The sequence below is a fragment of the Magnetococcales bacterium genome (assembly GCA_015228935.1).
Taxonomy (GTDB): domain Bacteria; phylum Pseudomonadota; class Magnetococcia; order Magnetococcales; family DC0425bin3; genus HA3dbin3.
In genome coordinates, this window is record JADGCO010000002.1 from 126,812 (window position 1) to 139,806 (window position 12,995).

Sequence of the window (12,995 nt, forward strand, 5' to 3'; positions counted from 1 at the left end):
CAGGAGTTGACCAGCCAGGATCATTGGCTCTGCCCACCTACGCCTTCGTTGCCAAGGCGGTTGCTGGCTCAGGTCCTTGATGCAACCCTGGCAGATCCCTCTCGGTTAATGGTTCGGGTCCATGATGCAACCCCGGCAGATCCTTCTCCAGTCATGGCGCTGCCTTTGTGTCGGTTTCTGACCAAAGAGCCAGCATCAGGCAACACCACAGCATTCGATTGTGATCCGCTCTTCCGGCCCGGTGCTGCTCCAAAAAAGCCAGGGCCTGATGAGGTCGAATCACATGCAGATCAGCCAGGGATGAAGATCCCAATGTATCCCTGGCCCAGCCTGACAGTCCTCCCTTCAACCAGGCATTCATGGGAGGTGTGAAACCTTTTTTCTTGCCTTTGAGTACCCTGGCAGGCAACTGCCGGTCAAGCAAACGGCGATACAAACGTTTGGTGGAAAATGGACGAATTTTATACGCCGGAGGCAAACCCAACATGAAATCCACCACATCATTGTTCAGCAACGGCAAACGTACCTCAAGAGAAACCGCCATGCTCGTGCGATCAACCTTGGGAAGATTGTCATCCCGTAAAAATGTATTCATATCGACATACAGCAAACGATGCACCGGTTGTTCTGCCAGAGACACCCGGCCAAAGGCTTGCTCCATGGGTGCAAAAGCATCATGCCCGTGTAGACGCCCCAAAAAATTTTCGGTGTAAAGTACATATTTATCTTCCGCAAACGTCGCCTCCTTCCAGGCAAAATGCGCTCGTTCCAAAGGAAGTTCCGCTCCACGGACAAAACGTTTGGCCAGGTAATCCATACCGATACGGCGACTGGAAACAGGCAAACCATCTGACAAGGATCGCAAACCCCGACGCAACAGCCTGGGAATCATCCGATACCCTTGAGCCAAAACAGGGGCATATACCGTTGGATACCCACCAAAAATTTCATCACCACCATCTCCGGAAAGGACGGTTTTGACCCGTTGACCGGCAAAACGGGCCAATTCCAGTTGAGCCAGGGCTGAGTAGTCAGCAAATGGTTGATCACAAGCTTGCAGGACTTCCCTGGCCAGATCTATGACGTGTTCCGGATTCAGAGGCATGTCCAGTTCATGGTGACTGGTCCGAAATTTTTGCGCCAATTCCCGAGCCAGAGGCAATTCATTGTAAGTTGGCGCATCCGAAAACCCACAACTGAAAGTTTGCAGGCCGGATTGTGCCGTGGATGCGTAAGAGACTACACCACCAGAATCCACTCCCCCGGAAAGAAAAGCCCCCACCGGCACATCACTTCGTAGGCACATACGGATCGAGCGGTCCATGGCCTCATGCAAGCCTTCAACAGCGTCATTCCAGGAAAGGCCGGACGGCTCGAACCGGGCATCCCAAAAACGCTGACAAGTCAGGGTCCCCTGTCGATAAACACCCCAATGTGCCGGAGGAAAAGATCGCACAGCCTGATAGATGGTTCGGGGTTCAGGAATGACCAGGTAACTGAAAAACTCATCCACAGCCAGAGGATCCAGAGACCGATCCCACCAATCCAGTCCATAAAATGCCTTGATCTCCGAAGCCAGGGCCAAACGTCCGTTCTGGGTAATCGTATATAAAGGCTTGATGCCAAAACGATCCCGCGCCAGAAACATGTCCTGCTCATGACTGTCCCATATGGCCAGAGCAAACATGCCGTTAAACCTGGCAAAGGCCTCCGTACCCCAGTGACAAAAAGCCTGAAGGACCACCTCCGTATCGGATCGAGTGGTAAATTTATGACCCAAAGCTTCGAGTTGAGTGCGCAATTCCAGGAAATTGTAGACCTCCCCGTTATAGACCATATGATAACGACCATCTGAGCTGGCCATGGGCTGGGCACCACCAGACAAGTCAAGCATGGCCAAGCGTCTATGGCCCAGAGCCGCATGACCACCCATGAATACTCCCTGACCATCGGGTCCCCGATGCGCCAAACTTTGGTTCATGGGTTCAATTAATTCTGATCGAACCGCTTCCCCAGACCTCAGAACCACCCCACAAATGCCACACATATGCTTGAGACGTTTCCTTCGTCAACAGGTTGTCGAAGCGAGATACGATACAACCGAATATTGGATCCTGTTCCCAATCACAACATCCCCAACCGGGCCGGTAGCCAAAGAGAGAGGGCTGGCCAATAGGTGACCAGGATCAGAAAAACCAGCATGGCAATCATCCAGGGCAGACAGGCCATCGTCACCTCGGTCAGTCCCATGCGGTTGATGCCACTGGCAATATAGAGATTCAGACCAACTGGCGGGGTCACCATGCCAATTTCCATATTGACAGTGAGAATGATGCCAAAATGGACCGGATGGATACCCATTTTCGTCGCCACGGGAAACAAAAGCGGTGCCATGACCAGAATGATGGAGGAAGGTTCCATGAAATCGCCGGCCAGGAGCAGAACCAGATTGACGACCAATAAAAACATCACCACGCCAAACCCCTGATTCAACATCCAGGTGGTCAGGGTTTGTGGAATGTTTTCATAGGTCAGCAGAAACGAAAAGAGGATGGCATTGGTGATGATGTACAAGAGCATGGCGCTCATGTTGGCGGCATCCAACAACACCTTGGGCAAATCGGCGATTTTCAGATCGCCATAGACAAAAACGGCCACAATGAAGGCGTAGACGGCGCTGATGCCCGCTGCTTCCGTGGGCGTGAAAAGTCCGGAGTAGATCCCCCCCATCACAACAAAAATCAGGGAGACGCCCCAAATACTGTCCCGCAAGGCCTGCCAGCGTTCTCTCCAACTGGCCTTGGGCTGGCGGGGATATTTGAAGCGACGCGCCCGTTCCCAGGTGACAAACCCCAACATCAAGGCCAGCACCAACCCCGGCACAAGCCCGGCCATGAACAATGCCCCGACCGATGTGTTGGTGGAAATGGCGTACATCACCATGACAATCGAAGGAGGAATGAGAATCCCCAGGGCACCGGCAGAGGTGATGGCCCCGGTGCCAAACTCCTTGGGAAACCCGGCACGCACCATGGCCGGCATCAAAATCGAACCAATGGCCACCACCGTGGCAGGCGAAGATCCCGAAATCGCCGCGAACAAGGCGCAGGAGACCACACCCGTCAAGCCCAGGCCACCATGCCAGTGTCCCACCAGGGCATTGGCAAAACGAATCATGCGCCGCGCCACCCCTCCATGGGTCAAAAAAGCACCCGCCAGGATAAAAAAGGGTATGGCCATGATTTCAAAACGTTCAATGCCGGTGAACAGTTTCAGGGCCACGGCCTCGATGGGAACCTGGGTCAGGGCGAAGAGGTATATCAGCACGGTCAATCCCAGGGCGATGGAGATTGGCATGCCGGTGATCAACAACACTGCCAACAAACCGAAAATGATGATCCCGCTCATGACGGATGCGGCTCCTCATTTTCGTATGGGTTGCCCAATGGGAGGTGATCATGGCGGGGCAAGGTTCTGGTGTGGTAAAAGCCCCAGGCCACTTGCAAAAAACGCCAGCACATCAGGGATGATCCCAGTGGAATGCAGAGATAGACCAGCCACATGGGGAGTTCCAGATCCGGGGATGTCTGTTCGGTGCGGCTGATGGCCCAGACAAAATGCGCCCCCAGTGAACCAATGATCGCCGTAAAAACAGCGCCGCTCAGCAGGCCGAAGAGAATCACCTTGTGACGCAGGTCCTCACGCAGGCCTTTGACCACCACATCCACGCCCACATGAATTCCGGTACGCACCCCATAGGCCGCCCCGAATTTTGCCATCCAGATGAACAGATAGATGCACACCTCCTGTGCCCAACTGGTTGAAAAGTGCGACATGGGTTCAAACAGCCAGGGAATGCCCAAGGCATAACGATGCACCACCGCCACAAACACGATCACCGTGGAACTTCCCATCAACAGGATGATCAACCACTCTTCCAGATGATCCAGAAGGCGCGACATATCCGTATTACAATTTGGCCGGATCGAAACCGGTGGCCTGATAGATGGACTGGATCAGGTCGGCCCCGATCCGGTTAGCCATCTCTTGATGTACCTTGATCAAGGCCTTTTTCCAAGCCAGGCGTTGTTCGGGGGTCAGGGTGGCAATCTGGGTTTTTCCGGATTGGCGGACCAATTCCACGGCCTTGTCGTTTTCCTGCTTGGCAATTTGATTGGCAAACTGGGTGGCTTCCTGCATGGCTTTTTCCAGTTGGGCGCGAATATCGGCAGGAAGTCCCTCCCAGAATTTTTTGTTGACGATCACGGCATATCCCAGATAGCCATGATCCGAAACGGTCAGGTGTTTTTGGACCTCATGCATTTTCTGGGTATAAAAATTGGACGCCGGATTTTCCGTCCCATCCACCACGCCGGTTTGCAGAGCCTGGTAGACTTCGGAAAAGGCCATGATCTGGGGATTGGCACCCAGGGCACGCATCTGGGCTTCCAGGACCTTGGAAGATTGAATCCGCAGTTTCATCCCCTTGAAATCGGCCAGTTCCTTGAGGGGTTTGTTGGCACTCATCTGCTTGAAACCGTTATCCCAATAGGCCAAGCCGAGAATTTTCTTGTCGGCGAGCCTGGCCAGCAGGGCCTGACCGACCGGACCTTGGGTGACCTTGTGCAACTGGTCATAATTGTCAAAGAGGAACGGCAGATCGAAGACCTCAAACTCCTTGGCCCCCAGGGGACCGAATTTGGCCAACGAAGGAGCCAACATTTGCACGGCACCCAGTTGCAAGGCTTCGAGTTCTTCCTTGTCTTTGTAGAGCTGACTGTTGGGATAGAGTTCTACCTTGACTTTGTTGTTGGTGTACTGCGCCGCCAGATCGCGAAATTTTTCCGCCGCTTTCCCCTTGGGCGTATCCGTTGCCACCACATGGCTGAACTTGAGGAGAATCGGCTCCTCGGCCATAGCCATGCCACACCATGCCAGCACCACGGCCAGGGTCCCCACACCCGTTTTCCACAGTTTCATGAAAAATCCCCTTTTTAATGTCTTGTTAAAACCATCCCAGATCATAAGGTTCGACAGCGTTCAACAGACACACGCCACGATGTATTAACAGAGTCGTCCATCACCCCCCCCCCTCCAAAAACCACACTGATGGAAAGAAAAATTTATTTGACGTCCATTCAAGATACCCGAATTGTCGCCAAATGTAGAGTGACAATCCAAATCCATGGTATCTATCAAGCACGGAAACTACATCGCATTGATTTTCCTAATTATTATCATATAGTTACAAATTTTATCTTGAAACACCAAAAAAAACATGGTAGTTGAAGAAGTTGCGATGATTGGAATGCATGTTCATCGCCTACCCAGCTTCGTTTAACAGAGATTCTTCGTCAAACCCTCGCTTGCTACTAGGTTGTCATCATGCCTTCGAAAAAGAAAAAAAACAGATGGAAAAAATTATTGTCAGAAAGCAGAATGGTAAAGGAGGCTAAACAACCCGGGGATAGACACGCTTTCGAAATCGATCTTGATCGAATTGTTTTTTCCACGTCATTTCGCAGATTAAAAGATAAAACTCAGGTCTACTCTTTACCAAGCAACGATCATGTCAGAAACAGATTGACACATAGTCTCGAAGTCAGCTCAGTAGGCAGATCGTTAGGAGTTGGGGTTGGCCATCATGTGATAAATAAATACAATCTGGACAAATTGTCTTCATATCATTTTGGGTGTGTTGTTCAAGCTGCATGCTTGGCCCACGATATTGGGAACCCACCTTTCGGTCATTCAGGTGAAAATGCAATCAGTGAATGGTTTAAAAATAGATCTCCAAAAGGATGGGATTCAGGATTAACTAGAAAACAAAAAGATGATTTAGAATGTTTTGAAGGGAACGCACAAGGATTTCGCATTTTGACAAATATTGAATATGCCAAGCGCAAAGGTGGACTGCGTCTGACGCATGCAACCCTTTCTGTATTTGTAAAATATCCGAGAAATGCCAGCAACAACCCAAAGGACGGATATATTGGTAGCAAGAAAAATGGTTTCTTTCAATCTGAAAGAAAAATTATCGATGAAACCGCGAAAGCTACGGGGATGATTGAAATTGATAACGGATATTGGAAGCGACATCCGCTTACTTATCTTATGGAAGCTGCTGACGACATTTGCTACTCTGTTGTTGATATTGAAGATGGTTTTGAACTTGGAGTGATTTCATATAAAGATGCATGTGAAATATTAGCAAACATGGCTAACATAAATCTGAAAAAAAATTTTCCGCCTATCGAACAAATCAGATACCTTAGATCAATAGCTATCGGGAAATTAATTGAACAAGCAAAAAATGTATTCATAGAAAACGAGGAGTCGATTCTATCGGGAGAATATGGGAAAGGATTGCTTGATCATTTTGTTTTCGTAAAAGAAGCAAAGAAATTAGCGGAAACTATTTATTCGTCGGATCATGTTGTTAAAAAACAGGTTTCTGGTCGCAATATCATCCACGGGATTCTTGACGAAATGTTTGGAATTGTAATTAAATTACATGAAACGAACTGGGATATAAGTAAATTAGATCACTGGGAACGAAATATTGCCTACCTTATCGGAAAAAATGAACTAGATGTGATTAAATCACAACCAACATCAAGCAAATATGATGCCATCAGGTTTCTTGTTGACTTTGTTTCCGGCATGACAGACGGGTTTGCTTTACGGCTTCATCGACAAATAAACGGGATTGATATCTAAGATGCTGTCCAAAACATGATGATTTCTGAAAAAACGAGTAAAAAAACTGGGATGGAGGTCTAGGAGGAAGCGGCTCTGCCCTTCCTCCTGGCGGGGTTTAGGGCGGAGCCCCAATAAAATCTTTCTTCCCGATTTTTTTATTCGAGAATTTATAGACAGCCTCTTAGATTGCCAACTCTTGCAATTCAGACTCCAACGGAAAAATCTTGTATTGCTTGAGAAGCATCAAAAATTCCACGCGAGAGATGCCAGCCAACTCGGCAGCACGCCCCGATGAAAGCCGACCCAACTCATAAAGTTTAATAGCAGTCAACAAGCACATTTCATGAGCAAAAGAAATTTCGTCCATTTTTTCTGAAATCAAAATTTGTTCCGGAACATCGATCACAATCTGCCGTGTCGTCATGGGATATCTCCACTCGCATAATGCCAAAATGACCTGATCTGCATCCTCAATCTTCCCGGTAACTACCCTCCTCCTCCCAAAACCACGCCCATGGCGAGAAATTTTTCCCGGCGTTCGCGGGCAAGGTCTTCTGGTGGTACCGAACGGAGTTCCCGCAGATGATGGAGCAACTGGTCACGCAGGAGGATTGCAGCGGCCTGGGGATCCCGATGCGCCCCGCCGATGGGTTCCGGAATGATGCCATCGATCACCTTGAGGGCAAGAATTTCTTCGGCGGTCAGGCGCATGGCTTCGGCGGCAAGTTCGGCCTTGGTGGCATCCTTCCAGAGGATGGAGGCACACCCTTCGGGAGAGATGACAGAATAAATGGCGTGTTGCATCATGAGAACACGATTGGCAATTCCCAGGGCCAAGGCACCGCCGGATCCCCCCTCCCCGATCACCACAGCAATCACAGGGGTGCGCAAACGGATCATTTCCTTGAGATTGTCGGCGATGGCCTGGGCCTGTCCCCGTTCTTCGGCCCCCTTGCCGGGATAGGCCCCTGGGGTATCGATCAGGGTAATGACGGGCAAACGAAATTTTTCCGCCATTTTCATCAGACGGAGCGCCTTACGGTATCCTTCGGGTCCTGGCATGCCAAAATTGCGGACCACCTTCTCCCGCGTGCCCCGACCTTTTTCCTGACCAATCACCATGACGGTCATCCCATCAATTTCAGCCATACCCCCGACGATGGCCAGGTCATCGGAAAATTTCCGGTCGCCGTGCAGCTCCGTAAAGCCGGTGAACACCGTCCCCAGATAGTCACTGGTATAGGGACGATCCGGATGTCGGGACAACTGGGTCTTCTGCCAGGGTGTCAATTGACTGAAAATTTCCCCGGTCAAATCCCGAACCTTTTCATCCAGGCTGACAATATCCTTGGCAAGGTCCAGATCCGAAGTGGTGGAAAGGTGCCGCAGCTCCTCCACCTTGACCAGCAGCTCCCCAATGGGCTTTTCAAATTCCAGCCAGGTTGGTGCCATATACTTGTCATTCCCGGGTAAAAACCACTGCCTGAAGACCGAACAACTCCTGCAACTCTTCCAATAAGCGCGTGCTGGGCTGGACAGAACAGGCCCTGCCCAGCCGGAGGATGGTCTGTGCCTGCGGTAAACGCAAGGTCAGAAGCACCTGGCACTCAGTGCCTCGATGGTGCGTCAGCACAGTTTCCAGACGTTGCAGGACATCTGCCGAGAGGGTGACCATATCGGCCTTGATATGCAATACCCGACAAATTTCCTGGCGAAAGGCATCCAGGGTACGAATTTTATCGGCGATCATTTTGGGTTCTTCGTCACTCGCATCGACGGTTCCCTCGACCACGACCGGGGCATCCCCTTCCAGGCACTCGCGGGAGGCCTGATAAACCTCAGGAAAGACAACAATTTCCAACTGCCCATACATGTCTTCCACAGTAAGGAAGGCCATGCGATCCCCTTTGCGGGTCCGGTGAATTTTACGTTCAGCCACCAGCCCGGCCAGCTTCAGGAGTGGCCCCCGGTCAATTTTGCCACCTTTGTTCCAACTGCCGCTTCTGCCTTCCCTTTCCGCAGCATCGCCGCCGTTGACGTGACCACTGCCGCTGCCATTGACATGGCCGCCGCTGCCACTGCCGATGCCACCGTCACCGCCTTCCGTCGCTCCGAATCGCTCCCGCAACGTCAAGGTGGTTTCCAGACCATAGGAGGACAACTCCTCCGCATATTTTTGCAAAGGATGTCCGGTGAGGAAAAAGCCCAGGGCCTCTTTTTCGAAGGCCAGCAACTGGTTGGCATCGGGTTCCGGGACCTCGGGCAGGGGTGGATCGCCGCTGTTCGGGTCGGACTCATCATCGGCCAGGTCGCTGAACAAATCCCGATAACCGAGCGCCGCATCGGCCTGCTTGCGGGCACCTACGCTCATGGCATCCGGCAGACCTGCCAGCAGTGCCCGACGATTCCTGACCAGGGAATCAAAGGCTCCCGCCCGGATCAATTGTTCCAGCATGCGTTTGTTGAGGGTCCCGGAACCCAGCCGACGACACAGATCATACAGGGAACGAAAAGGTCCCTCCCGGTCGCGATGGTCCAACAGGGCGGCCACGCCTCCCTCGCCCACACTTTTCACCGCAATCAGGGCATAACGAATCCCCTCTCCTTCCACCATGAATACATCCCGCGAACGATTGATATCCGGGGGATAAACCGGGATCTGCATCTCCCGGCACTCGCGGATGAAATGCATCAGCTTGTCGGTGAACTGCATTTCGCAGGTCATGGTGGCCGCCATGAATGCCACGCGATGATGGGTTTTGAGCCAGGCCGTCTGGTAGGAGATCAGGGCATAGGCCGCCGAATGGGATTTGTTGAACCCATAGCCGGCGAATTTTTCCATCAGGTCAAAAATATGTTCGGCCTTTTTTTCCGGAATGCCATTGCGGCGTGCCCCGTCCATGAATGTGGCCCGCTGGGAGGCCATCTCTTCGGCTTTTTTCTTGCCCATGGCCCGCCGCAAAAGGTCGGCACCGCCCAGGGTATAACCAGCCAGGACCTGGGCAATTTTCATCACCTGTTCCTGATAGAGAATGACACCGTAGGTCTCTTTCAGGATCGGTTCCAACTGCGGCAGGGGGTAACTGACCGCTACCTGCCCATGTTTGCGATTAATGAAATCATCCACCATCCCCGACCCGAGAGGCCCGGGACGATACAGGGCCACGAGGGCAATGACATCTTCCAGGGTATCCGGCGCAAGTTTTTTCAGGATTTCGCGCATCCCCGAAGATTCCAACTGGAACACGCCCCGTGTCCGTCCCTCCTGCAACAGCCTGAAGACTTCCCTGTCTTCCAGATTGATCTGATTGATATCGATGGGAGGTTCACCCCGAGCCAGCCGGTCGGTATTGACCATTTTCAGGGTGGCCTGGATCACGGTCAGGGTTTTCAGTCCCAGAAAGTCAAACTTGACCAGACCCGCCTTTTCGACATCACCCATATTGAACTGGGTCACTGGCATGGAAGAGCGCGGATCCCGATACAAGGGAACCGTATCGGTCAGCGGACCATTGGCGATGACCACTCCGGCTGCATGGGTTCCCGCCGAGCGGGGCAAGCCTTCCAGGGCCAGACAAAGCTTCATTAAATCGCGAACTTCGGGTTCATCTTCCTGGAGTTTCTGCAGGCGTTCTTCCTGTTGCAGGGCCGTTTCCAGGCTGATGCCGAGCATGTTGGGGATCATTTTGGCGATGCGGTCCACCCGGCCATAGGGAAATTCCAGGACCCGTCCCACATCCCGGATCACGGCCCGTGCCTGGAGCGTGCCGAAGGTGATGATCTGCGCCACCCGGTCCGCTCCGTACCGATCCTGAACGTAATGGATGACTTTTTCGCGTAGATCCATGCAGAAATCCACGTCAAAGTCGGGCATGGAGACCCGTTCCGGATTGAGAAATCTTTCAAAAAGAAGCTGATACCGAATGGGATCCAGATCCGTAATATCCAACGCCCAGGCCACCACGGACCCCGCCCCCGAACCCCGTCCTGGTCCCACCGGAATTTTTTCCCGTTTGGCCCAGCGGATAAAGTCGGACACGATCAAGAAATATCCCGGAAACCCCATCTGGATGATGACATCGATTTCATAATCCAGGCGATTTTTATACACGATTTCCTGGGCGGCAAACTGCTCGGGGGAGAGATGCGGTTGCAGTTCGCGTTGCAAACGTCCCTGCAATCCCTCCTCGGCCACATGATGCAACCAGGAGGTCAGATCATTCCCTTCCGGCACGGGAAAGTCCGGCAACATGGGCCTGCCCAGTTCCAGACGGGTATTGCACCGTTTGGCAATCCGGATGGTATTGGCCACGGCTTCCGGCACATCGGCAAACCGCCGGATCATCTCTGCGGGTGGGACAAAATGGTGCTGCGCGTTGAACCTGGGTCGTTCTTCTTCATGCAGGGTATGGCCCAGACCGATGCAGAGGAGCGCATCCTGGGCTGGTTGATCTTCGGGATCGAGAAAATGGACATCGCTGGTTGCCACCAGGGGAAGGTTCAACTCCATGGCCAGATCCATGGTTTGGCGATTGATTGCCTCTTCACCCGGCAGGTCGTGACGTTGCAATTCCAGATAAAAATTGGGTACGCCGGCACCATCGTCAAACAATTTGGCCAACCTCAGGGCCATGGCGCGTGCCGCGTCCGTCTCTCCTGCCCGCAGCAGGCGTCCGATGGCCCCTTTGGCAGCGCCGGAGAGGGCGATCAATCCCTGACCATGGCGTTCCAAGGTTTCCAGATCCACCCGGGGTTTGCCGTGACTCCCCTCCAGATGGCCCACGGAGAGAATACGCAACAAATTCCGCCATCCTTCCTGATTGCGGCTCAGCAGGATCAACTGGTCGCGTACCTCCCGGTCCAGGCGCTCGGAATGATCGAGCCGATTCGGTACCACCAGAATCTGGGCACCCAGAAGCGGTTTGACCCCTGCCTTCAGACATTGCGTATAAAAAGGGATGGCAGCAAACAGATTACCCTGATCGGTCAGGGCCACTGCCGGCATTTTCAATTCTCGCACCCGCTGCAACAAACCTTCCACCCGTACTGTGGAAGTCAGCAGGGAAAAAGCGGTATGCACATGTAAATGGATAAAGCCGGATGACGGCATCTCAGGATAACCTGCGTCACAACACCAGATGCGCGGGGTAGAATCGTCCGAATTGGCCAGGGTGACGGTCTCCCCGGACTGGACGATGACGAACAGAAATCACTCTCCAGACATCATCCAAGGTTACGATGTCAGACATGGACAATTTCTCCCAAGCATAGAAGGCCACTCCCATGGAAAAGCATACCCGAAACCACGTTCCGGGGTGAAGGCATTTATCCATCCTGGATTGCGATGGATTTTCCTGGACTTCTGAGGATACAAAAAAGATCTCCCGGACTTCCGAAGACGCAAAAAAGCCAGCAAGGCATGATCCCTGCTGGCTTTCTGGACTTTCCTGGAACTTTTTGGAAACGGGTTTGGTGCGGATGGCCGGACTCGAACCGGCACGGCTTGCGCCACTGCCCCCTCAAGACAGCGTGTCTACCAGTTTCACCACATCCGCATGATCGACTTGTCAGGACCAAATCCGCTTCGCCTGCGCAAGCGACCGTGGCAAGCTAACAAAGATGCAACCATCTGGCAACGGTTTTCTTTGCACCCTTGTCGAGTTTTGTGACAAAACGGACGAACCGCCGAGTGGAAACTCGCGATTGCGGTCTTAACTCGTGCCGCCTTCCTAAAGGTCAAAATCGTCGGCACCCGGATTGATAACGTTTTCGCAGTTCAGAGGCTGGCCTATGCGTAACCCCTGTCAACGCTTCACACCACACTGCACGATGTAGCACGCATGACCCCGGAACCAAGATTTTTCAGATGGTATCCTTATTGTTCTCTGAAAATACCTCACCCAGTGATTGGGCATCCAACAGCCGCAGGCTCCATTCTTCCAACGATGACAAACCAGCCTTGGCCACTTTTTCTCTGGCCCAGTCAGGTATGGTCCCGAAGCGGCGGAGCAACTGGCGCGTCAGTACCTTGGCCTCACCGTCCCGCTCGCCATCCTGGTGTCCGGCTTGATGTCCGGCTTGATGTCCGGCTTGATGTCCGGCTTGATGTCCGGCTTGCAGCCCGGCTTGATGTTCCTGCATCAGGCGATGCTCGATTATTGGCAGGGAAAAAAGTTTCTCGCCGGGTGTTGTGTTCAAGATGAAATCGAACCATTCCTGCCCGAGTTGCGAGATGTATTCTGGCGTGATTGTTTCCATTGCCGGGCTGATCAATGAATCTTTCATCTGCAATC

The 12,995-nt window shown here is 52.5% G+C and carries 9 protein-coding genes and 1 tRNA gene; 1 reads left to right on the forward strand and 9 read right to left on the reverse strand.

The genetic code is table 11. The features are described 5' to 3' along the window. Positions 1-151 precede the first annotated feature (151 nt). The 4 genes from asnB to HQL65_01810 all read right to left on the reverse strand — a co-directional run bounded on the left by asnB (position 152) and on the right by HQL65_01810 (position 4,980). A complete protein-coding gene (gene asnB / locus HQL65_01795) occupies positions 152-2,047 on the reverse strand; it encodes an asparagine synthase (glutamine-hydrolyzing) (protein MBF0134947.1) in 1,896 nt (631 codons plus the stop codon). A 77-nt stretch (positions 2,048-2,124) separates the two neighbouring features. Beyond that, the gene (locus tag HQL65_01800; GenBank protein ID MBF0134948.1) at positions 2,125-3,408 is read right to left on the reverse strand and encodes a TRAP transporter large permease subunit; all 1,284 of its coding nucleotides are present in this window, start codon (positions 3,406-3,408) and stop codon (positions 2,125-2,127) included. Continuing rightward, positions 3,405-3,962 (reverse strand): TRAP transporter small permease, encoded by a 558-nt coding sequence (locus HQL65_01805; protein MBF0134949.1) that lies wholly within the window; start codon positions 3,960-3,962, stop codon positions 3,405-3,407. Before HQL65_01805 ends, HQL65_01800 begins: the two co-directional genes overlap by 4 nt. A gap of 7 nt (positions 3,963-3,969) precedes the next feature. Continuing rightward, complete coding sequence (locus tag HQL65_01810) at positions 3,970-4,980, reverse strand: TRAP transporter substrate-binding protein (GenBank protein ID MBF0134950.1); 1,011 nt, start codon at positions 4,978-4,980, stop codon at positions 3,970-3,972. Positions 4,981-5,385: 405 nt separating this feature from the next. Here HQL65_01810 and HQL65_01815 point away from each other — a divergent pair, with 405 nt between their 5' ends. Continuing rightward, positions 5,386-6,720 carry a deoxyguanosinetriphosphate triphosphohydrolase gene (locus tag HQL65_01815; GenBank protein MBF0134951.1) on the forward strand — a complete coding sequence of 445 codons (1,335 nt, stop codon included), beginning with the start codon at positions 5,386-5,388 and terminating at the stop codon, positions 6,718-6,720. 163 nt (positions 6,721-6,883) lie between these two features. Here the strand turns inward: HQL65_01815 and HQL65_01820 are convergent, their stop codons facing one another. The 5 genes from HQL65_01820 to HQL65_01840 form a co-directional block, all read right to left on the reverse strand. Continuing rightward, on the reverse strand, positions 6,884-7,126 hold the full coding sequence (locus HQL65_01820) for a UPF0175 family protein (protein MBF0134952.1): 243 nt from the start codon (positions 7,124-7,126) through the stop codon (positions 6,884-6,886). 62 nt (positions 7,127-7,188) lie between these two features. Next, complete coding sequence (locus HQL65_01825; protein MBF0134953.1) at positions 7,189-8,154, reverse strand: acetyl-CoA carboxylase carboxyltransferase subunit alpha; 966 nt, start codon at positions 8,152-8,154, stop codon at positions 7,189-7,191. 7 nt (positions 8,155-8,161) lie between these two features. After that, complete coding sequence (dnaE, locus tag HQL65_01830) at positions 8,162-11,812, reverse strand: DNA polymerase III subunit alpha (protein ID MBF0134954.1); 3,651 nt, start codon at positions 11,810-11,812, stop codon at positions 8,162-8,164. 360 nt (positions 11,813-12,172) lie between these two features. Then, positions 12,173-12,257 (reverse strand) — tRNA-Leu (locus HQL65_01835). Positions 12,258-12,564: 307 nt separating this feature from the next. Then, on the reverse strand, positions 12,565-12,900 hold the full coding sequence (locus HQL65_01840) for a DUF4351 domain-containing protein (protein ID MBF0134955.1): 336 nt from the start codon (positions 12,898-12,900) through the stop codon (positions 12,565-12,567). Positions 12,901-12,995: the final 95 nt, after the last annotated feature.